Annotated in this window: 22 protein-coding genes and 1 other annotated feature; of the genes, 1 reads left to right on the plus strand and 21 read right to left on the minus strand. The window is 52.1% G+C overall.

All coding sequences use genetic code 11. The annotated features are described in order from the left end of the window. Nucleotides 1-611: 611 nt before the first annotated feature. The 14 genes from VK70_RS26550 to VK70_RS15930 all read right to left on the minus strand — a co-directional run bounded on the left by VK70_RS26550 (nucleotide 612) and on the right by VK70_RS15930 (nucleotide 14,012). Nucleotides 612-2,330: a LysM peptidoglycan-binding domain-containing protein gene (locus VK70_RS26550; protein WP_025697536.1), complete on the minus strand. Its 1,719-nt coding sequence runs from the start codon at nucleotides 2,328-2,330 to the stop codon at nucleotides 612-614. A gap of 286 nt (nucleotides 2,331-2,616) precedes the next feature. Then, nucleotides 2,617-3,501, minus strand: coding sequence for a branched-chain-amino-acid transaminase (gene ilvE, locus VK70_RS15870; RefSeq protein WP_025697537.1), 885 nt, complete (start codon nucleotides 3,499-3,501; stop codon nucleotides 2,617-2,619). 4 nt (nucleotides 3,502-3,505) lie between these two features. Then, nucleotides 3,506-4,393 (minus strand): prephenate dehydratase, encoded by an 888-nt coding sequence (gene pheA / locus VK70_RS15875; protein ID WP_025697539.1) that lies wholly within the window; start codon nucleotides 4,391-4,393, stop codon nucleotides 3,506-3,508. Next, nucleotides 4,390-5,370: a homoserine kinase gene (thrB, locus tag VK70_RS15880; protein WP_046723499.1), complete on the minus strand. Its 981-nt coding sequence runs from the start codon at nucleotides 5,368-5,370 to the stop codon at nucleotides 4,390-4,392. Before thrB ends, pheA begins: the two co-directional genes overlap by 4 nt. Nucleotides 5,371-5,503: 133 nt before the next feature. Then, the gene (locus VK70_RS15885) at nucleotides 5,504-6,790 is read right to left on the minus strand and encodes a homoserine dehydrogenase (protein WP_025697293.1); all 1,287 of its coding nucleotides are present in this window, start codon (nucleotides 6,788-6,790) and stop codon (nucleotides 5,504-5,506) included. Between the two features lie 35 nt (nucleotides 6,791-6,825). Next, complete coding sequence (locus tag VK70_RS15890) at nucleotides 6,826-7,263, minus strand: ACT domain-containing protein (protein WP_025697295.1); 438 nt, start codon at nucleotides 7,261-7,263, stop codon at nucleotides 6,826-6,828. 246 nt (nucleotides 7,264-7,509) lie between these two features. After that, complete coding sequence (gene obgE / locus VK70_RS15895; protein WP_025697297.1) at nucleotides 7,510-8,820, minus strand: GTPase ObgE; 1,311 nt, start codon at nucleotides 8,818-8,820, stop codon at nucleotides 7,510-7,512. A gap of 17 nt (nucleotides 8,821-8,837) precedes the next feature. Further along, nucleotides 8,838-9,584: a Spo0B domain-containing protein gene (locus tag VK70_RS27310; RefSeq protein ID WP_025697299.1), complete on the minus strand. Its 747-nt coding sequence runs from the start codon at nucleotides 9,582-9,584 to the stop codon at nucleotides 8,838-8,840. A gap of 205 nt (nucleotides 9,585-9,789) precedes the next feature. Next, entirely contained in the window at nucleotides 9,790-10,101 is a 312-nt protein-coding gene (gene rpmA, locus VK70_RS15905) for a 50S ribosomal protein L27 (protein WP_025688063.1), read from the minus strand. Between the two features lie 17 nt (nucleotides 10,102-10,118). Next, the gene (locus VK70_RS15910; RefSeq protein ID WP_025697301.1) at nucleotides 10,119-10,454 is read right to left on the minus strand and encodes a ribosomal-processing cysteine protease Prp; all 336 of its coding nucleotides are present in this window, start codon (nucleotides 10,452-10,454) and stop codon (nucleotides 10,119-10,121) included. Between the two features lie 12 nt (nucleotides 10,455-10,466). Further along, nucleotides 10,467-10,778 (minus strand): 50S ribosomal protein L21, encoded by a 312-nt coding sequence (gene rplU, locus VK70_RS15915; RefSeq protein ID WP_025336030.1) that lies wholly within the window; start codon nucleotides 10,776-10,778, stop codon nucleotides 10,467-10,469. A 14-nt stretch (nucleotides 10,779-10,792) separates the two neighbouring features. After that, nucleotides 10,793-10,877 (minus strand) — a sequence feature (ribosomal protein L21 leader region). A 106-nt stretch (nucleotides 10,878-10,983) separates the two neighbouring features. Beyond that, nucleotides 10,984-12,234, minus strand: coding sequence for an Rne/Rng family ribonuclease (locus VK70_RS15920; protein WP_025697302.1), 1,251 nt, complete (start codon nucleotides 12,232-12,234; stop codon nucleotides 10,984-10,986). 100 nt (nucleotides 12,235-12,334) lie between these two features. Next, nucleotides 12,335-13,177, minus strand: a complete 843-nt coding sequence (locus VK70_RS15925) for a M50 family metallopeptidase (protein WP_025697304.1) — start codon at nucleotides 13,175-13,177, stop codon at nucleotides 12,335-12,337. Then, a complete protein-coding gene (locus VK70_RS15930) occupies nucleotides 13,170-14,012 on the minus strand; it encodes a M23 family metallopeptidase (RefSeq protein ID WP_025697306.1) in 843 nt (280 codons plus the stop codon). The genes VK70_RS15925 and VK70_RS15930 overlap by 8 nt, the downstream gene beginning before the upstream one ends. Before the next feature lie 49 nt (nucleotides 14,013-14,061). On the opposite strand from VK70_RS15930, the gene VK70_RS29230 reads away from it, so the two are divergent. Then, a complete protein-coding gene (locus tag VK70_RS29230; RefSeq protein ID WP_267885597.1) occupies nucleotides 14,062-14,184 on the plus strand; it encodes a hypothetical protein in 123 nt (40 codons plus the stop codon). A 76-nt stretch (nucleotides 14,185-14,260) separates the two neighbouring features. On the opposite strand, the gene minD is transcribed toward VK70_RS29230, so the two are convergent. The 7 genes from minD to VK70_RS15965 form a co-directional block, all read right to left on the minus strand. Continuing rightward, the gene (gene minD / locus VK70_RS15935; RefSeq protein WP_025688051.1) at nucleotides 14,261-15,055 is read right to left on the minus strand and encodes a septum site-determining protein MinD; all 795 of its coding nucleotides are present in this window, start codon (nucleotides 15,053-15,055) and stop codon (nucleotides 14,261-14,263) included. A 4-nt stretch (nucleotides 15,056-15,059) separates the two neighbouring features. Then, nucleotides 15,060-15,719, minus strand: a complete 660-nt coding sequence (gene minC, locus VK70_RS15940; RefSeq protein ID WP_025697309.1) for a septum site-determining protein MinC — start codon at nucleotides 15,717-15,719, stop codon at nucleotides 15,060-15,062. A 79-nt stretch (nucleotides 15,720-15,798) separates the two neighbouring features. Further along, nucleotides 15,799-16,329: a rod shape-determining protein MreD gene (mreD, locus tag VK70_RS15945; protein ID WP_025697310.1), complete on the minus strand. Its 531-nt coding sequence runs from the start codon at nucleotides 16,327-16,329 to the stop codon at nucleotides 15,799-15,801. Then, nucleotides 16,329-17,207, minus strand: coding sequence for a rod shape-determining protein MreC (mreC, locus tag VK70_RS15950; RefSeq protein WP_025697312.1), 879 nt, complete (start codon nucleotides 17,205-17,207; stop codon nucleotides 16,329-16,331). Before mreC ends, mreD begins: the two co-directional genes overlap by 1 nt. Before the next feature lie 65 nt (nucleotides 17,208-17,272). Continuing rightward, on the minus strand, nucleotides 17,273-18,307 hold the full coding sequence (locus tag VK70_RS15955) for a rod shape-determining protein (protein ID WP_025697314.1): 1,035 nt from the start codon (nucleotides 18,305-18,307) through the stop codon (nucleotides 17,273-17,275). Between the two features lie 40 nt (nucleotides 18,308-18,347). Then, nucleotides 18,348-19,037, minus strand: coding sequence for a RadC family protein (radC, locus tag VK70_RS15960; RefSeq protein WP_025697316.1), 690 nt, complete (start codon nucleotides 19,035-19,037; stop codon nucleotides 18,348-18,350). A gap of 472 nt (nucleotides 19,038-19,509) precedes the next feature. After that, the gene (locus VK70_RS15965) at nucleotides 19,510-20,292 is read right to left on the minus strand and encodes a Maf family protein (RefSeq protein WP_025697318.1); all 783 of its coding nucleotides are present in this window, start codon (nucleotides 20,290-20,292) and stop codon (nucleotides 19,510-19,512) included. Nucleotides 20,293-20,296: the final 4 nt, after the last annotated feature.

A 20,296-nucleotide genomic window follows, 5' to 3' on the forward strand; every position in this document is an offset into this window, starting at 1 on the left:
GGAACTCGCCAAGCGAATTCCCACTCACTCGTTGTTCAGTTTTCAAAGATCAACTCTTCATTGCTTTAAATCTTCAGTGCGGATGACTGTTTGTCAACCGGATCTTTAATATATCATTTTTTTCGACCGATTGCAAGACTTTTTTTAATAGCTTTAGCACCTCTAAAATATAACTCTGCGCTGCTATTAGCAATTTGTCATCAGCAACTAGATTTATAATATAACATGTCTGCGATACGTATAACAACCTGTAATATTTTCCAATCTTCTATATGATACTATTTCCTTATTCTATATAAGCTGAACTTAAGATTTTCTCATCAAATATCAGTCGTAACTACGAGGAATGTTTGGACTTCCGGCCGCTGTTGTCCCCAGATTTCTAAATTAATACCGCTATTCACGGATGAAATCCGGAGACAAAGGCGATCGCTGTCGCTCCTAACTGTTCCAAACTCCCCCTTCGTTACTCCTTACCCTGATGCCATTTTTCAAGTTCATCTTATATAATTACCCTAAAATCCCGGAAATGAGACAAGTAGAACAATAAAAGTGCAGACCGTATCCGAAGATACGAACCTGCACGCGGAAAATCTATGATTACTTAAGTATCAATCAGAAATCCAAGGGTTACGACGTTTTTTCACTGTGTCTTTGACTTTCCCTGAACGCTGCTGCTTGGTTGTGCCGCTAGTTTTAACATCTTTTCCCCGTCGGCTTGATGTTTTGTCCTTAGCCGTGGAAGCCGGGTTAGCTTCCCCTTGATCGGCGGCATTTTGTTCTGCAGTCAGGCTGGCGGCAGCAGTATTTTGCTCGGACAAAGCTCCTGAGACGGAATTAATCTCCGTGTCCAGAGGAAGCCGGTTCGAATAAACCCAATCCTCCGTGCCTGGAAATCTCGGAACCGGTGGGATTCCTTGGTTAACTGGAGAGCCAAATGATGCGGGTGCGGGCGGGTACGAAGGTGCCATATAGGGTTGAGGAAAGCCCATGTCATAAGGGGAAGATTGGGCTCCGCTCGTATAGACAGGCATATTGCCATACATCGGCGCTTCATTACCGAATTGATACGGCTGGATTTCAGGTGACCCTCCGCATCCGCAGGAAGGCCAAGGAAGCGTTGTCGGCTGAGCCCCATACTGCGGAGAGGTGTACGCCGGATTCTCAGAATAAGGTGTGAAGTCGTTAGCAGGCATCTCAGCGGTGTAGGGCATAACACCCGGATAATATGGTGCCGAGACATTGGCGACAGGATAACCTGTATCCGGATAGCAATAGGGCGCAGGCATTTCCGGCATATACGCAATCGGTTGTGTCTCACAAGGCGCATAAGATATTGGCTGAACGGCCTCATACATCGGATAAGCTGGCGGGCAATCATTATAATAGGGATTTTCCGTTATTCCCGGGTATCCGTATGACTTATCGCAAGGAGCTACAGGCTCGCAGGTGCAATAACTCTTGGGAGGCGCGGGTTTAGGATACTCCTTGATAGGCTCAGCCTTCGGCGGTAAAGGGGCTGCTTTTTGTGCGGGAACCGAAATCTGGACGAACAGATTCTGCGTCTCGGTATGAATCATCTCTTTAACTGGAGCAGCAGGCGCAGGAATGTTTGCCGGTTGTTGAACAGGTACAGGAACTGGGACAACGGGAGCCGTTTCTGCCTTTTTTATCGGTTGTTGAACAGGTACAGGAGCTGGGACAACGGGAGCCGTTTCTGCCTTTTTTGCCGATTGTTGAACAGGTATAGGAGCTGGAGCAACAGGTGCTATTTCTGCGGCTTTTTCAATGGGGCCTGTAAAGGCCTTTCCGCCGGGAGCGGTTTTCTCTGATACAGCCGTCGGCGCATATTCCGGTTGGGCTAGGTTTGGATTTACTGGGTTCGCCGGATTTGCCGGATTTGCTGGATTTGCCGGGTTTGCCGGGATTACTGGATTCACTGGGTTGACTGGATTGACTGGATTGACTGGATCTGCCGGATGTATTGGAGAAACCGTCGCTTTCTTGGGAATATTCACGACATCCCCTATTTTGAGTACATCGGGGTTCTTCAGTTGTGGATTGGCCCCAATCATATCCTTGAGCTGAATTCCCCATGCTTTTGACAATTTCCATAGGGTGTCTCCTTGCTTGACCGTATGCTTGTGGTACAACTCACTGCCGTCCGGTGCAGGAGCGGGGACAGAAGGGATTTTCACCTTGTCACCGACAGCCAGGACATCGGGGTTTGCAATTTGCGGATTGGCTTCGATCAATTTATCCAGCGGCACCCCGTACTTTTTCGACAATTCATAGAGTGTATCGCCTTGCTTGACAATGTGTATTTTCACGCAGATTTAACCTCCTAACTTTTTGTGGAGCAATGCTTTTTGAAATATAAGAATGTATAAGCTTCGCACTTATGCACAGCCTTATATTTCTACGAGAAACGATGCCGCGCTTAAGCGGACAGCAAAGCCGTTTCTTCTGGCGCAGTGATTTGCGGTAAAGCCGCCTCCTTCGTTACTACATCTTATGCAGCCCATGGGCGATTGACATCCCAGAAGCAAAAAAAATCCTTTCATGCGGCATAAGTGCATACGCGCATAAAAGGATTGATCGCTGCTATTCAAAAACTTAGGACTGCCACACCTTATAGCCATCTTTGTCCACAATGCTCCGGAATTCCTCCAGCAGCTTAAGCGTGATCGGACCGGCATGGCCTTCGCCGATAATCCGTCCGTCGATCTCGCGGGCCGCAATAACCTCCGCTGCCGTACCGGTGAAGAAGACCTCATCCGCAATATAAATATCATGCATCGTGAAAGGCTCTTCTTTAAGCTTGATGCCGAGCTTCTCGCACAGCTCGATAATGGCAAGACGCGTAATACCCTCAAGAGCGCCAAGGTAGCACGGTGGGGTGTAGACAACGCCTTTTTTGATAATAAAAATATTATCTCCGGAGCCTTCCGTCACATATCCCTGTGCGTTCAGCATGATCGCCTCATCGGCTTCCGCAAGATTGGACTGAATCTTAACCAGAATGTTGTTCAGATAGTTAAGCGATTTGATCTTCGGATTCAGCGCATCCGGAATGTTGCGGCGCTGGGACACGGAAACGGCGCGAAGGCCGTTGAGATAAGCCTCTTCGGGATAGATGGCCAGCTGCTCTACAATAATGATGACACTGGCTTTTGGACACCGGCGGGGGTCAAGTCCGAGGTTGCCCGGGCCGCGGGAAACGATAAGGCGGATATAACCGTTGCGTATATCATTACGGCGGATCGTCTCCGCCATTGCTTTCAGCATCTCGTCGTAAGTCAGCGGGATGTCAAGCATGATGGATTTGGCCGAATCATACAGCCTGTCCAAATGCTCTTTGCATTTGAAAATATTGCCGTTATAAATCCGGATTCCTTCAAAAATCCCGTCGCCATACAGAAAGCCGTGGTCAAAAACGGATACCATGGCCTTTTCTTTCGTTACATATTGTCCATCTAGATAAATCAACTGCTCAGACATGAACTTACTGCACCTCCGCTTTCTCTTCCTCATAGGTGTATGTGGGATACGAGCCTAAGATACGGACCTGGCAGCCCAAAGCTTTGATTTCCTCAATAGCGGCAGGCAGGAGGACCGATTCCAACGGTTCGAGCACATCAATATAAAAATAGTAGGTACCCAGTTTCTTCTTTGTAGGCCGTGATTCAATCCGCGACAAATTCAGCTTGCGCCAAGCAAAGGCTGCAAGAACCTGGTGGAGCGCACCAGGAAAATCCTCAGGCAGGGTGACCAGCACGCTGGTCTTGCTGCCGGTGCTTACGCGGGGAATCTCAATCTTCCCGGGTCCCGCCAGCACAAAACGCGTAAAATTATTGTGATGATCGGTAATTTTGCTTGCGACAATCTCTAGTCCAAAAGTCTTCGCGCCAAGCTCAATGCCGATTGCCGCCCAGCCTTTGCCGGGGTTGTTCTTAACGATTTCCACAGCTTCCGAGGTGCTTCCCACGGTTTCAAGCTCGGCAGTCGGAGCATGACTGCGGATAAAATGGCCGCACTGGGCCATTGCAACCGGATGGGAAAGGATTTTGACGATCCGCGAGTAATCGACACCGCCTTTGCCGTCCGCAAATTCACCGGGATTGGCAATCAGGTTCTGCACAGAAGGATAAATCCATTCAGCCTGCATCGGCAGGTCCACTTCATGAATAAGCCAGTCCATATGCATGCTGACCGAGCCTTCAATCGTATTCTCGACCGGAATGACGCTGTAATCGGTCTCTCCTTTGGCCGTGGCCAGAAACACGTCGGAAATAAGCTTATGGAACACCGGCCGGCAGGGTTCCCCTTTCATCAGATACAGCAAAGCTTCATGAGAGGTCGTTCCCTGCGGCAGCACAGCAATTGATTTCATGACCGTACTTCTCCTTTTATCATATCCAAAAATGATTGGTTTTGCATCCCATTTTCGTCTACAGACTCCGCAAGCGCCCCCGTTCGGCACGGCAGAAGCCAGCGGGTACGCGCATCAATACCGTGACTGCGCATCGTTTCCATCAAAAAGGCTTCCAGTTCGCTCTTTCGGTGTTCTCCCTGGTCTACAAACGCAATCAGCGTCGGACCGGCGCCGCTTAGAGCGATTCCAAGCGCTCCGTGCTGCGTCGCTTCCGCCAGCACGGTCTCCATGCCTGGAACCAGCGGAGCCCGGTACGGCTGGTGCAGCCGGTCCCGCATCGCTGCGCCGATCAGATCCAGACGCCCGCAGGCGAGCGCCCCGGTCAGCAGCGAAGAGCGGCTGACGTTGTATACGGCATCGGCGACGGTTACGCTGGACGGGAGAGCCTCCCTAGCCTTGGACGTCGCCAGTTCAAATTCGGGAATAACGACAAGCACCTCAAGATCCTCCGGCGGCTCGATGCGGATAACATCCGCATGGCTGCCGTCCCAGGCGGCGGCGATGATTCCTCCGAACAGAGAAGCGCCGACGTTGTCGGGATGCTTCTCCAGCGAGGTTGCCATATCGAAGAGCCTGTCATTGCTCAGAGGGGATCCGATCAGCGCATTGGCCGCAACCATGCCGCCGATAATGGCGGAAGCGCTGCTGCCAAGCCCGCGTGTCAGCGGAATTTCGGAATACATCGAAATTTCCAGCTCGGGGACGGATACGCGGGCCTCGTCGAATACCATCTGTGCAACCTTGTAAATCAAGTTGCTCTTATCAAGGGCCACATCCTTCATCTCATCACCGTACAGGTGGAAGACCGTCTCTTCCGCTTCGCCCATTTCGATCCAGGCGTACAGCGACAGCGCCATGCCGAGCGTATCGAATCCCGGACCCAAATTCGCGGTGCTGGCGGGTATTTTCACCCTAACCTTTCTATTGCTACTCATGAGCGCACCGCCCTTTGTCTGCGGCCAGACCTTTTTCTAATATAATGGAATATTGATCTCTATTATCATGCAGTATGAAATATTTCACAACCCATGGTCTCCTTTAAAGATAATGCCTTCCCTGCGGTTTGCATCAGCCTTCGACACGGTAATGACTCTTGACGCGGCGGATGACCTCAAGTTCCTCGAAACGGCGGAGAACCTTGTTCATACTGGACTTGCTGGCATCATGCGTAACGATAATAATCTCGGCCGCCGGGTTATTCGGATTCGCCTGCTGCACGACGGAATCGAGGCTGACGTCGCATTCGGCAAGCACCTGGGTGATTTTGGCAAGTACCCCTGCTTTATCGTCCACATGGAGCAGCAGGAAGTTTTTAAAATAAATATCGTCGTCGCTCTTCAGCTTCTTATTCTTATAAGGAACGATTTGTTTCAGTCCGTTAACGCCCAGCTTCAAGTTCTTGATCACCGCCACCAGGTCGGCCACAACGGAGGTTGCCGTCGGCATTTCGCCCGCTCCCGCTCCGTAGAACATCGTTTCCCCGACTGCTTCGCCATAGACATAGACCGCATTGAAAACCCCGTTAACGGAAGCGATCGGATGGCTCGTACGGATCATGGTAGGCTGAACGCTGATGCTGAATTCATCATTATCGCTCTCGGCAATGCCGAGCAGCTTCATCTCGTATCCAAGGCGCTTCGCGAACAAAATGTCCTCTTTGCTGACGCCGGAAATTCCGCTTACGCTCACGTCCCGAAGTTCAACGTTGGTGCGGAAGCCCAGCGTGCCGAGAATTGCCATTTTGCGGGCCGCGTCAAGTCCTTCCACATCAGAGGTCGGATCGGACTCGGCATAACCGAGCTCCTGCGCCTCCTTCAGCACATCATCGTATGAAGCGCCTTCCTGACTCATTTTGGTCAGTATATAGTTGGTTGTTCCGTTGACAATACCCATGATTTTAACGATCCGGTCGGAAGAAAAGCCTTCGATCAACGTCCGGATAATCGGGATGCCTCCCGCCACGCTGGCTTCATAAAAAACATCGCATTGTTTTTCCTGTGCTTTTTCCAATATTTCGGTCCCATATAGAGCCATAAGATCCTTGTTGGCGGTAACGATATGTTTCCCCCGCTCAAGAGCCTCCAAAATATACTCTCTGGTGGCGTCGACCCCACCCATGACCTCAACGATAACATCGATTTCCGGGTCGCGGATGACTTCCCAAGGATCGGTGGTCAGCTTTGCCGGATCGATTTCAATCGAACGGGGCTTATCACAGTTCTTGACAGCAATACGTTCAATATGTATCGGCGAACCGACCTGACTGCTCAAATCCTCCTGGTTCCCCTGCACGATGCGAACTACGCCCGTACCGACCGTTCCCAGCCCGAGCAATCCTACTTTCACCGGTTTCATCTGAATCTGAATCCCCCTTAACGTATATTCCCTTTCTAACCTTGACCTACAATCAGAGCTCGCTTGACGCCGGCCATCCCTTTCAGGCTATCCAGCATGTCTCCCAGTTCATCATTTATGTGGGTGATTTCAATGGAAAGGACAACGTTCGCCCACCCTTGAAGCGGAATGCTCTGATGAATGGTCAGCACATTGGCTCCATGACCTGCTACGGCCCCAAGCACTTTGGACAGCATGCCCGACTCATGCTCAAGATCCATCGAGATCGTCACGATGCGCTCTCTTTCCAGCTGATGGATCAGATGGATGCCGTCCTTGTATTTGTAAAAAGCGCTCCGGCTCAGCCCCACCTGCTCCACGCCCTCATGAACCGTCTTGGCATCGCCGGCTTCCAGCAGCTGCTTGACCTGCATCGTCTTCAGTACCGCCTCGGGCAAAATATCTTCACGAACCAAATAATAACGTTCTTTCACAAACGTCCTCTCCTCAAAGACTTTTGTTTTTACATAGTGGACATTATAAAGTTATTCAGAAAGAATTGCAATACTTTTCACAAAACCGTTGTACTCTGAAATTCAATTTTCGATTCCGTAGCAGCCCAGGAACAACTTCGACATATGATATACCTATTGAAAAAGTGTAAGAAAAAAGGCGCCGTCACGGTTCTTCCTGTGCGAAGAAACCATGCTGCGCCTGTTTGCGTTCCGTTATTCACTTGTTCAATAGTAGCTGCTGTTCTCGACAAACTCGAATTCGAAGTCAGCGATTCGAACAATGGTGCCTTCCACCGCGCCGCGTTTGCGGAGCTCCTCATCCACACCCATATGCCGCAGCGTCCGCGCAAGCTTCAGAATCGCATCATGCGAATTGAGCTGCATCCGCTTGAGCATCCGCTCAATCTTCGGACTGTTGACGACAAAGGCTTCGTTATCACGGGTGATCGTAAAGGAGTCATCATCCTTTGCCTCAAGCTTATATACTTTATGCTCACCGCTCTCTGCCACTTCCTCCACGGCCGGAGCCTGCGGAATGGAATCAAGCAGATCGGCGGCGCGGTAAAGCAGCTCTTGAACGCCTTTGCGGGTCAGCGACGAGATTGGCAGGATCTCCAGATCGGGCCGAAGACTGCCTGCGCGCTCGCGGAAAGAAGCGAGATTCGCCTCCGCTTCCTCCATGTCCATCTTATTGGCGGCCACAATCTGGGGACGATCGGCAAGGCCGGTGTTGTATTGCTGCAGCTCTTCGTTGATCTTCACCCAGTCCTCGAACGGATCACGGCCTTCGGAGCCGGCCATATCGACAACATGAATGATGATACGCGTGCGTTCGATGTGGCGCAGAAATTCGTGCCCCAGCCCAACACCCTCATGAGCGCCCTCAATCAGTCCGGGAAGGTCGGCCATGACAAAGCTGCGGCCGTCACCTACGTCCACGACGCCGAGATTCGGTGTAATGGTTGTAAAATGGTACGCTCCGATCTTAGGCTTGGCAGCCGAAACGACGGACAGCAAAGTGGATTTGCCTACGCTCGGAAAGCCGACAAGTCCAACATCCGCCATTACTTTTAGCTCAAGCACAACGTAGCGTTCCTGGCCTTCCTCCCCGTTCTCCGCAAGCTCGGGAGCAGGGTTGTTCGGCGTTGCGAAGCGGATGTTGCCCCGGCCTCCCCGGCCTCCCCGGGCCACAACCACTTCTTGGCCATGACGCGTCATGTCGGCGATGATCTCGCCGCTGTCATCGTCAATGAGCACCGTTCCCGGCGGAATGCGGACGATCATATCGTCGGCTCCCGCGCCGTGCTGGCTCTTATTGCGCCCTTTTTCCCCGCGCTGGGCCTTGAAATGCCGCTGATACCGGAAATCCATCAGGGTACGCAGCCCTTCGTCCACGCGGAAAATGACGTCGCCGCCCTTGCCGCCGTCACCGCCGGCTGGACCGCCCTCCGGCACATATTTCTCACGGCGGAACGCGACCAGACCGTCGCCGCCGTCGCCGCCTTTTACAAATATTTTCGCTTTATCTACAAACATGGATGTCTCACCTTCCTTCACATTCCCATCGGCAAGCGCAGCTGGAAGTCTGCCTTATGGGGTGTCAGCTGCTCCGCTATTACAGTTTTACCTTGAACGATATTAAATATCTGTTCCCGGAACAGCTCCGTTCCTCCGCGCAAGCCGTCGCCGTTGCCGCCAAATGCAATGACAACGTCCCCTTTGTCCTTCTTAAAGGAAAGGAGCAGCGAACGGGTCTCGCCCTGGGCAGCCAGTCCTCCAAATTGACAGGCTCTAACCGCCTGCATAATTACCGAGGTTAGCTCATCTCCGGCCTCGGGCGTCAGCTTATCTCCAAGCTGCAATCCTTCTTCCACTTCAATGTCCAGCTGCAGGCTGCCGCCTACGGTGCGAAAGGATTGAAGATAGAAGACCAGCGAAGGAATACCAAGCTTGGATATCCGGCTGTCCAGCTCAATGCGTTCTTTTATTCTTTCCACACACTGTACCGATTTATCAGGCTTGCCCAGTTGAATATAGCCGTACAGTATCTGGAGATCATTCATCCAGTCATGGCGGTGATGATTAAGCGTCCGGATCGCCGTCTGCTGCAGGATCCGTTCTTGCTTCCGCAGTTCCCGTTCATAAAGGCGGCGGACCGCCAGGACGCTGAATAAAGCTGCCGCCGCGGCCCACAAGCCAAGCAGAAGGCATGTCCAAAGCGTCGGCCATACGCATGCGACCCCTAAGGGAAACGCTATCGATAACACCGGCGCTCCTACTGCGCTTTTCCAGGATTTCATACTGTCTTCCCCGTCCCTTACGTTCGCGAATTCTTAGCACTCTACCGCAGTCAGACCCGTTCATATTTACCAAGTATACCATAGGAATTCCCCCGGATTCATTAAGAAGCGGCAAGAATTTTCCTGTCCTATAGATTCTTATACTCTGAAAAAAAGCCCCCGGCGTTCATGCCGGAGGCTTTACTAGCAATTATAGTCCGTAAGCTTACGCTTCCAGAGCCGCCGCTACCGGAGCGACGTCTACCGGGTAGACGCTCACTTTCTTGCGATCGCGGCCCAGACGCTCGAACTTCACAACGCCGTCCACTTTGGCGAACAAAGTATCGTCTTTACCGATGCCTACGTTCGTGCCAGGGTGGATTTTCGTTCCGCGTTGACGCACCAGAATGCTTCCGCCTGTTACGGCTTGGCCATCGGCGCGTTTCACGCCAAGACGTTTCGCGTGGCTATCGCGTCCGTTCTTTGTGGAACCTACACCTTTTTTCGATGCGAACAATTGAAGATCCAATTTCAACATGCTGTCTACCTCCTTCTTCAAATAATGACATCCTGTATCTGAATATACTTACCGTACGACTCTGCAATCGAATTGAGCATAACGACCATGGATTCCAAAAGCAGCTGCACTTTGGCAGCAGTTTCGGGGTCTTCAATCGGCAACAGCGTCCCGCTGAGAAACCCGTCCTTCATGGATGAATCCAGCACGACTCCGGTTAAGGCTTCAATCGCGTTAACGGTACCGACCGTTACGGTCGAAACACCGGCACATACGATATCTCTGCCCCTTCTATCATACTCGGCATGACCTTTGACGGCAAAACCGATGATCTCGCCCTGAGAGGAAGACCTCGTAATCCGCACGTTAATCATTAACGCACCTTCTTACGCTTGAATCTTCTCGATCGTTACTTTTGTGTAAGGCTGACGATGGCCTTGCTTCTTATGGTAGTTCTTCTTCGGTTTGTATTTATAAACGACAACCTTCTGACCTTTACCATGCTTCTCGACCTTCGCCGTTACGGAAGCGCCGCTTACGAGCGGAGTACCCGCCGTCAGACCGCTTTCGTTCGATACAGCCAGGACACGGTCAAACGTTACGCTTGCTCCGTCTTCCGCGTTCAGCTTCTCGATGAACAATACGTCGCCCTCTTGGACTTTGTATTGCTTGCCGCCAGTTTCGATAATTGCATACATTGGTTTTGCACCTCCTCATGTCTCAGACTCGCCTGGTCCAGGTGGCTCTCCCTTACGGAATCGCACTTGATTACCCGATCGGAGCGGTTACAGCATGTGCAGGCAATTCAATAAACCAGACACATACTTATAGATGATAGCATGGAGACCTGGAATAGTCAACGCTGTTGCTGCATATAAATATTTTCCAACAAAGCGATACCGGTTATTCCCGTCCCTGCTTCCACATCGGCGTTCGGCCGGTGCCTCCGCAGCATTCGCATGGACGGGTGGAGAACTCCAGAACGTCATGCCTCACTTTTTTCCGCGTCATCTCAAGCAGCCCCAGCCGGGTCCAGCCCAAAATATATGTCTTCGTCCGGTCGCTATTGACGATGCTTTCAAGCCGGGACACCACCATTTTGCGATGCTCTTCCCGTTCCATGTCAATGAAATCGATGATGATAATGCCACCGGTATCCCGAAGCCGGATCAGACGCCCAATCTCTTCTGCAGCGAGCAGATTGGTGCGCGTAACCGTCTCCTCCAGCGACGCTCCGCCCGTATACTGTGCCGTGTTGACATCGATTACTGTGAGCGCCTCCGCCTCATCCCAGATGAGCGTTCCTCCGCCTTCTAGCGTGATTTTGCGGCTGAACCCGCGCTCCAGTTGCTCTTCCACTCCGTATGCGGCAAAAATCGGCTCGGTTCCGGTATACAGTTCCACCGGCTTGTATCCTTCCGGAGCCATCTCGCTTAAGAAAGCCTCGACCTCCTTGACGGCCTGCGGAGAATCTATCCGAAGCTCGTCCAGCCGGGGATCGAACGCGTCGCGGATGAACCGCTGTACGATACTGAGATCACGGTGCAGCAGCGCCGGCGCTTCCGCCTTCTGGGCGCAGCTCATGATTCTCTCCCACTGTGCCCGCAAAAGAGATAAATCTCCTTCCACCGCTTCGGAGAGCTCGTCCTCGGACACGGTGCGCATAATGAGACCTTCTTCATTCTTCCGCAGGCGTTCGGCCAGCGCCTTCAGCCGGTTCCGCTCGGATTCGCGCCCGATCTTTTTCGAAACCCCGACGTATTCCGCAAACGGCATATATACCATCCAGCGCCCCGGTAGCGTGTAGTGTGTCGTGACCCGCGCTCCCTTGTTTCCTCTAGGTTCTCTTCTAACCTGAACAATAATTTCCTGTCCGGGCTTTAGCAGCGTATCAATCGACGGCTTTACTTTAGGCTGTTTCTCCAAATGCGGATGCAGTACATCATCTACATATAGAAAGGCATTTTTTTTCTGCCCGATATCGACAAAAGCGGCCTGCATTCCAGGCAGCACATTCATTACCCGTCCTTTGTAGTAGCTGCCGACCAGTCCCTGCTGCTCCTCCCGCTCAGCCGCATATTCCACCAGTCTTCCCTTCTCCAGAAGGGCCATCCGGGTCACATGCTGCGAACAGTGAACGATCATTTGTTTCATGGCGTCACCTCTGGTTGCATAAGAAGAACGGCTACGCTGTCCTTTTAAGGACTGCAACCGTTTCTTGCAAAAATGTGAGACTATGGATAAGCGTGAAGCTTCATATCCCAAAATAGGACGAGAGCAAGCGCTGCTCCGGTATGACCGCCATCACGCCTCCTTCGGCGTCAAGCACATAGATCAAATGATACTGGTGCCGTTTAAATAGACGCAGGATATCATCCAAAGGTTTCGCAAGAGGCGCAACAATCGGGAGTGCAGGTGTGCCTTTGTCCATATGTTGTTCATATATCGCGCCCCGGTTCATGAGAAAAGCCAAGAACCGGAAAGGAAGATTTCGGTGATCCGTTATATTGGAATACAGCAGAAATGCGGCGATCATCAGCAGATTAAGCCGAAGTCCGCCGCCGCTTACCAGCGGCAGCAGGGCATACACGGCCGTCAAGGCGCTTGCAGCAATGCTGATTCTTCCGCACCAGAGCAGAGTCGAGTAATACGGCGACTGAAGGCTTAGGGCAGCTTGTACGATTCTCCCTCCATCGAGCGGCAAAATAGGCAGCATATTGAATAAGGCGATAATGAGATTGGCTTGAATGAGATATGTCATATAGGCTTCGCCGCCCCAACCGGCTTCTTTCAAAACGGCCGCGAACACGATCATCAGCACGTTCTGCAGCGGCCCTGCCAGCGCAATTCCGATCTCGCGGTATGCGGTCAGCTTTCCATTGTCCTCAATAACCGCGACTCCTCCGAACGGAAGCAGTTGTACCGATTTGACGGTGGCCCCCGCCAGGAGCGCCGCCCAGACATGTCCCAGCTCGTGAACGAGGACGATGGCAAATAGCGTCAGCAGCTCGAGAAACTGCCCGGTAAGCACGGAAAGCAGCATAATGATGACAAACAGCGGATGCAGGAAAAAGGAAATGCCCCAAACCTTAATCAAAACCGATCTCTTCCGCCGGATCGATATATGCCTTGTTCCGCATCACCGCAAAATAGAGCAGCTTAGGAGAAGATGCGCTCGTTTCCTCCATCCATCCGACGGTATCGCCACTCTTCACCCAGTCATCCGCTTTCAGCTTCGTTCCGTTTAAATGTCCGTATTCGGCAGTAATTCCTCCGCTATGCTGAACGGTTACACGGATGCCTCCATCCGCTTCACGCGAAACGGACAGCACCCTTCCCATATCTATGCTTTTTACCACCGCGCTTCCAGGTTCATCGGCCGCAGGCTTGATTTCTACGCCTTTTATTGTAGAGGCAAATGGCCTAACAATGCTTCCTGCTATAGGAGGAGACAGCTTATGAAGCGCAGAGGCTTTCCGCGCCTTATCCTCTCCGTTCCCGAAAATCGGGATAAACGCCGGAGCTCCGTCAAAATACCGTTCGTACCACATACGGGCTGCAGAAAAATCCATATCCTTGCTTAAGCTGTCCGAAATGAAATTTTTCGCGCGATAAGCCCATGGCTGCTGCACCGTAAAGATCCCCCATACCACTCCGAACAGGAGCCCGCTAATCATTGTGCGCCGAATAAAGCTGGACAAAAATCGCGGCTTCTGCCGTTCCACTTCCCCGTCCCAGTTTCGCTGCCGCTCTTTCCATAGTTTTTCCGGGTCGGGCTCGGCGCCGTTCCCATTCAGGTATTTATGCCAATCTTCCGTATTGCCATCCCCAGGCCTTCTGAATCGCGGCGGTTTGGTGAAATCCGAGTTGTCTTCCAGCAGATTGCGGATAGGCTGCTTGCGGTGATTCCCTGCGATTGTTTTGTGACCCATATCGATCCCTCCGGCGGGCTTGTTTAGTACCATCCTATGAGGGAATGCGGTGATTTTAGAACAAGCCTTCATTGGAGAAACGGCGGGCTGGGCGCAGCTTTCTGATCAAGGCATCGTACTGTTGGCGGCTCTCTCTCCCGCATGCGCGAAGCTGATAAAGTCTTATATTTGAACAAACAGCCCCGGACAACCACTAATGAACGCGGTGTCCGGGGCTTGCTTTTTTTGGCAGTCTCAGGTTTATGCCTTTAACCGATGCCGAAAAACTTCTTCAACTTTTTGAATGCGCCCGGCTTGCGGTCAAGCTGCATCAGAGGCACAGCGTCGCCCAAAATGCGGCGGGCAATATTACGGTAGGCGATGGCGGCGCCCGAATCCGGATTCATGACCGTCGGCTCTCCCATATTAGCCGCCTTGATCACAAGTTCGTCATCCGGCACAATCCCGATCAGGTCAATATTGAGCACCTGCAGAATATCCTCGACATCAAGCATATCGCCGGATTTTATAAGTCCAGGCCGGATGCGGTTAATGACCAGTTTGGGCGATTCCACATCGGACTGCTCAAGCAGCCCGATCACCCGGTCGGCGTCGCGTACGGCTGCATGTTCGGGCGTTGTCACGACAATCGCCTTATCCGCGCCGGCTACCGCGTTGCGGAAGCCGTGCTCGATTCCAGCCGGGCAATCGATTAGAATATATTCATATTCCTTCTTTAATTCCAATACGATGTCTCTGACCTGCTCGGGGGTGACTGAAGTTTTGTCCTTTGTCTGCGCAGCCGGGAGCATATACAGCTCTTCAAACCGCTTGTCTTTGACCAATGCTTGGCCAAGCCGGCAGCGTCCTTCGGCAACATCCACCAGATCGTATATGATCCGGTTCTCAAGACCCATAACCACGTCCAGATTTCGCAGCCCGATATCGGTATCAACGAGACATACTTTTTTCCCCTGCAGCGCAAGCGCGGTTCCAATATTGGCCGTTGTGGTCGTCTTGCCCACGCCGCCTTTGCCGGAGGTAACAACAATCGCTTCTCCCATGAGGCTACACCCCTTTAAACACATTTAAATCCCGACGCAGCTTGACGATGTTGTGTATTTTGTCGATTTTCATAGCACCTTCCGCCAAAAATGCGAATTCCATGCTGCTCTCGCGGGTTTCCCATTCATCCGGGGGCCGGCTGATGATCTCGGCTATGCGAAGCTGGGTCGGAGCCATCACGGAAGCCGCGATTATCGCTTCTTCATTGCCCTCCACTCCCGCGTGAGCCATACCTCTCAGCGCCCCGAGAATAAAAATATCTCCGGTGCAGGTAATTGTGCCGCCGGGATTCACGTCTCCAAGAAAGAGTAAATCTCCCTTATGATGCAGCACCTGGCCGGACCGAAGGATGCCGCTCATCACGAACATCGAACTTCCGCTCTCCGGTTTCGGGGCATTCTGGGCCTCGATCGAACGGATCAGCAGATTGCCCGGTCTGCGCAATATCTCCAGCACCGCTTCCTTTTCTTCCTCTGTTACCGAACGGCTGCCAAGCTTGACATCCACATGCACGATCGGTCCGGTCAAAATATTTTGATGGCTGTGCTCCAGCTTATAGCGAAGCTCGTCCAGCAGTTCTTCAAAGGGACATTTGTCATCTAGCAGGAAGACCAGGCCGTCCTTGATGCCTTTTATCCGTACATGCTTGGATATTACTGTCATTTGCCCCTCCCCCCATTCTCATTCATTCGTGCCAAGGCCCTAAAGTTCCTGCTTGATTCGATAGAAATTGAGCCAAGCCCTACTCCTTCTCTTCCTTGCGCGTCCCGTTCTCCAGCTTCTCAAGCTGACGCCGGACGGGAATGTACAGCAGAAGTCCAAGGACAAAATGAATAAGCATGGTGGGCAGCATATAGTTTAGCAGCGCCCAATTGTATGGATCGCTGTTCAGCTTGAATATGCTGTAAATGCCGAATAAGATGCTGTCTTCGAGCAAGCTTCCCAGAAGCACAATCGTCATCATAAGCGGCAGCGGAGCCCGCGGTGTCTGGAATATCAAACCGATTAAATAAGCTGATACACCCATAGCAAAGGAATGAGCTCCGATGATTCTTCCGTAAAATACGATATCTTGCAGCATACCGAAGCTTAGCCCCAGTACGAGCGCCGTATGCCGGTGACGATATACGGTCACAAATAAAATAACAATAAAGACGAGGTTCGGGACAATCCGCATTTCCCACGAATCCGGTATGATCCAGGGCAATACGGTGCCCTGAAGAATAAACAGCAGAAACAGCAGCAGAATAAGAGTCGACTTGCGCGCGTTCACTACTGCTCCTCCTGCGGAGTGAAGACGACCAACAGGTTCTTCCAGTCCTCATATTCGGCCGCTGGCTTGATGATCGCAGTCTTGGTCAGCCCGAATTCCCCGTCCTCGACGCTCTCGACGGTGCCGATTGTAAGCCCCCGCGGGTAGAGACCGCCGAGTCCGGACGATATAATGGTGTCACCCCTGGCGATCGGGTCTTTCTCGTCAATCCGGGTCATAATGAGCCGACCGGTCTGCTGGTCATAACGTTCAACCATGCCGAACGTCTGGTCGACTTTGCCGATGGCCGTGGCGGCGATTGGCGGCTGTGAGTTCGGATCGCTGCTGTCCATCATGGTCAGCAGCTTCACAGTGGACGTAAATTTACTCACTTGACTGATGATACCGACCATGCCTTTCTCGGAAATAACGGACATATTCGGCTTGACGCCGTCCCGCGCCCCCAAATCAATAACGAGCGAATTGTTGCTCGGTTCCGTCGTCAGGCTGACAACCTGCGCGTAGTGGTACCCGTAATTGTATTTATTTCTCTGCGCCTGCGTTAATTTCCACAACCTCTTATACTTCTCGGTCTCGGCTGCGATTAGGTTATACTCCGCTTTCTCCCGGGTATACTGGGCAACAGTGATCTTCAGTCGTTCGTTCTCCTCGGCGAGACCCTTCAGGTTGGCGATATCTTCAAAGAAGCCCGCTATGTATCCAGCGGGCTTGTAGAACACATTCTGCACAAAACCGGTCGTATCTCTGACGAAATTTTCGGGCCACGACAACGACTTTCTTGTTCCGAGAGAGAAGCCCATGACCACAATAAAAAGCACCAGCGTAATCAACAGTATGAACAGCCGCTTATTGCTGAACAGCTTAAACAGTTTCAACACCCTCTAACAACCGTTTTCTCTCCCGCTCCAGAAGTTCTAGATAGCCTTCCTCTCTCCCCATAAACCTACCGTTTCGACCGAAAGGATGCGCTGCCTCGGGTCTTGAACAGATGGATATTTTCCAGCGCTTTACCGGTTCCGATCGCCACGCAGTCGAGCGGATTCTCCGCTACGATAACAGGCATGCCGGTCTCGCGTGCCAGCAGCTTATCCAAATTGCGAAGCAGCGCCCCCCCGCCGGTCAGAACAATCCCACGGTCCATAATGTCGGCGGCAAGCTCAGGCGGACATTTCTCCAGCGTTACTTTTACCGCTTCGGTAATCGCATTGACCGTATCGGCCAGCGCCTCGGAAATCTCGCCCGATGTGATGCTGAGTGTCTTTGGAAGTCCGGTCACAAGATCCCGTCCTCGGATTTCCATCGTCTCCGCCTTCTCTAGCGGCAGTGCGGAGCCAATATCCATCTTCAATTGTTCCGCCGTGCGTTCCCCAATCATGAGGTTGTATTGGCGCTTAATGTACTGGATAATTGACTCGTCCATCTCGTCTCCGGCCACACGTACGGACCGGCTTGTTACAATACCACCAAGAGAAATGACGGCAACCTCCGTCGTGCCACCGCCAATATCGACGACCATGCTGCCCGTCGGTTCCCATACCGGCAGGTCGGCGCCGATCGCGGCCGCGAACGGCTCCTCGATAATATATGCCTCGCGGGCTCCGGCTTGCTTCGTCGCATCCTCTACGGCCCGCTGCTCCACGGCGGTAATTCCCGAAGGTACACATACCATTACGTTCGGATGGCGCTGGAACATGGAGCGCTGCTTCTGAGCCTGCCGGATAAAGTATTTAATCATGGTAGCGGTTGTATCGAAGTCGGCGATAACCCCATCCTTCATCGGACGGATAGCCCGGATATTTCCCGGCGTGCGGCCGATCATTTTTTTGGCGGATTCGCCTACAGCTTCAATCGTTTTCGTATCGGTACGGATCGCGACAACGGAAGGCTCTCTTACCACAATGCCTTTTCCGCGGACGTAAACCAGTGTATTTGCCGTTCCCAAGTCAATTCCCAAATCTTTTGTAAAGCCACCTAACATGCTGTAAACTCCCTTTCCCTGTCAATTGCATCGTTTATTGTTACATAAGTCCTTGTTCCTTCATGCTGACAAATCCGTCATCGCCGATAATCAAATGGTCCAGCACGTCAATTCCAACAATTCCGCCTGCCTCAAGCAGTCTTCGGGTCAGGGAAATATCCTCCGGACTCGGTGTCGGATCGCCGCTGGGATGGTTATGAGCACATATAATGGAAGCGCTGCTGCACTTAATGGCCGCCCGAAATACCTCTCTTGGATGAACGATGGATGCATTAAGGCTGCCCATCGAAAGCGTTTCCTGCGCAATTACATGATTTTTCGTATTCAAAAAGAGACAGACAAAATGCTCCTTCTGCAAATAGCGAAGCTGCTCGGTCAGAATATCCGCCGCATCATGCGGGCTGCGAATCGTAACCGGCTGGCCCAGCCGCGAGTTCGACATCCGGCGTCCCAGCTCAATCCCGGCTTTCAGCTGCACCGCTTTGGCGGGACCGATCCCCTTGATATCCATCATTTCTTCAATGCTAAGGTCGGCCAGACGGCGAAGACCGCCAACCTGTCCCAATATTCGCTGCGCCACATGAATCGCCGATTCCTGGCGGGTTCCCGTCCGCAGCAATATAGCCAGCAGTTCAGCCTGGCTGAGTGATTCCGCCCCATTTTGCATCATGCGCTCTCTCGGTCGTTCTTCATGGGGAAGGTCTCGCAGCATGAACGTTGACGATTCCATCCCTGATCTCTTCCTTTCAGCCTCTGCATATGCGATATGGCTGTATGACAGTAATAGTTATCGAATAACTATGCGTGCGCGTCCGAAAATCCCAACAAGCGCCCCAGTTATCTTATACCCTAAATCATTATACGGGTAAAGCCAGCTCAATACAAATATAAATCGGACAGGGGAAGGAACCGCTTTAATACACTTTCGCCGCTTGCTCCAACCTGAAATTACCGTTCCTTGGAACGATTCGGCTATTTTTTATCATCCATCTTAGTGCAATACCTATCCGTACTAGTCGTAGCATCAAAGGAGACGCCGATACTAAGAGCATTGATGGGATCCGCTTATTGTCAAACATGATTTTTAAAAGTACTCATTTCACAAAAATGGTCTTTTAGTAGTGTGTTTTCCGAGATAAGACTAAAGTCCAATGAATCATAGGATATTAATCTTTCCCTTGGCACTTACATGCCCCTCTCAATTATGCCTTTAACGGATTGATGCCAAATTCCAACAGCATCCGGTAAAGAAGATTCAATGGAAGTCCCATTATACTGTAAAAGTCACCCTCAATCTTTTCAATAAAAAGCGAGCCTATTCCCTGAACCCCGTAGCTTCCGGCTTTATCCATCGGCTCGCCCGTCTTGATATAGCCGTCGATTTCTTGGGCCGACATCGGCCGGAAAGTCACACGGCTCTCCGTATAGCCGGCAATAGCCGCAGGCTCTCCGTTGGGCGATTGCGACAGCACGCGGTACCGTCCAATGCCGCCGAGCCACACCGAATCGCTGCCGGTATTTTCATTGCTTCCCGGCTTGCCCGGGCTGCTAAAGGCAGGGGCTGCCATTTTCACCAAAGCCGCTTCTGCTGATATCCCCTCCCGGAGCATGCCGCCGTTCACCCCATCCCCGAGCTTAATGCAGGCCACACCCGTATACACTTTATGGCTTCGCCCCTGAAGGGCGGTTAGCATCTCCCTGCTCTCTTCCTCATCTGCCGGTTTGCCGAGAATACGCCCCTCTAGAACAACAATCGTATCGCTTCCGAGGATGACTCCGCTCCGTTCTCCTGCAAGCGGAAGAACAGCTTCCGCTTTGCGCAGGGCAAGCGCGCTTACAATTTGTTCAGGTTCCCACTCTGCCGGAAAGCTCTCATCGGCCTCGCGCGGGATAACGTCAAAGGGCAGTCCCAGTAAAGATAAAAGCTCCCGGCGGCGAGGCGAACCGGAAGCAAGAATAATCGGAGTTATGCTGTTATCGTTCATGTTG

The sequence above is a fragment of the Paenibacillus durus ATCC 35681 genome, from assembly GCF_000993825.1.
In the GTDB taxonomy this organism is placed as follows: domain Bacteria; phylum Bacillota; class Bacilli; order Paenibacillales; family Paenibacillaceae; genus Paenibacillus_AQ; species Paenibacillus_AQ durus_B.

What these genes read in the sequence shown, in the direction of transcription:
- rpmA (WP_025688063.1), bottom strand. Translation starts at nt 10,101, where the DNA reads ATGTTGAAATTGGATCTTCAATTGTTCGCATCGAAAAAAGGTGTAGGT.
- VK70_RS27310 (WP_025697299.1), bottom strand. Translation starts at nt 9,584, where the DNA reads ATGAAATCCTGGAAAAGCGCAGTAGGAGCGCCGGTGTTATCGATAGCG.
- VK70_RS15955 (WP_025697314.1), bottom strand. Translation starts at nt 18,307, where the DNA reads ATGTTAGGTGGCTTTACAAAAGATTTGGGAATTGACTTGGGAACGGCA.
- thrB (WP_046723499.1), bottom strand. Translation starts at nt 5,370, where the DNA reads ATGAGTAGCAATAGAAAGGTTAGGGTGAAAATACCCGCCAGCACCGCG.
- radC (WP_025697316.1), bottom strand. Translation starts at nt 19,037, where the DNA reads ATGGAATCGTCAACGTTCATGCTGCGAGACCTTCCCCATGAAGAACGA.
- VK70_RS15920 (WP_025697302.1), bottom strand. Translation starts at nt 12,234, where the DNA reads ATGAAACAAATGATCGTTCACTGTTCGCAGCATGTGACCCGGATGGCC.
- ilvE (WP_025697537.1), bottom strand. Translation starts at nt 3,501, where the DNA reads ATGTCTGAGCAGTTGATTTATCTAGATGGACAATATGTAACGAAAGAA.
- VK70_RS15930 (WP_025697306.1), bottom strand. Translation starts at nt 14,012, where the DNA reads ATGGGTCACAAAACAATCGCAGGGAATCACCGCAAGCAGCCTATCCGC.
- rplU (WP_025336030.1), bottom strand. Translation starts at nt 10,778, where the DNA reads ATGTATGCAATTATCGAAACTGGCGGCAAGCAATACAAAGTCCAAGAG.
- obgE (WP_025697297.1), bottom strand. Translation starts at nt 8,820, where the DNA reads ATGTTTGTAGATAAAGCGAAAATATTTGTAAAAGGCGGCGACGGCGGC.
- minD (WP_025688051.1), bottom strand. Translation starts at nt 15,055, where the DNA reads ATGGGAGAAGCGATTGTTGTTACCTCCGGCAAAGGCGGCGTGGGCAAG.
- pheA (WP_025697539.1), bottom strand. Translation starts at nt 4,393, where the DNA reads ATGAAATCAATTGCTGTGCTGCCGCAGGGAACGACCTCTCATGAAGCT.
- minC (WP_025697309.1), bottom strand. Translation starts at nt 15,719, where the DNA reads ATGACAGTAATATCCAAGCATGTACGGATAAAAGGCATCAAGGACGGC.
- VK70_RS15910 (WP_025697301.1), bottom strand. Translation starts at nt 10,454, where the DNA reads ATGATTAACGTGCGGATTACGAGGTCTTCCTCTCAGGGCGAGATCATC.
- VK70_RS15965 (WP_025697318.1), bottom strand. Translation starts at nt 20,292, where the DNA reads ATGAACGATAACAGCATAACTCCGATTATTCTTGCTTCCGGTTCGCCT.
- VK70_RS15885 (WP_025697293.1), bottom strand. Translation starts at nt 6,790, where the DNA reads ATGAAACCGGTGAAAGTAGGATTGCTCGGGCTGGGAACGGTCGGTACG.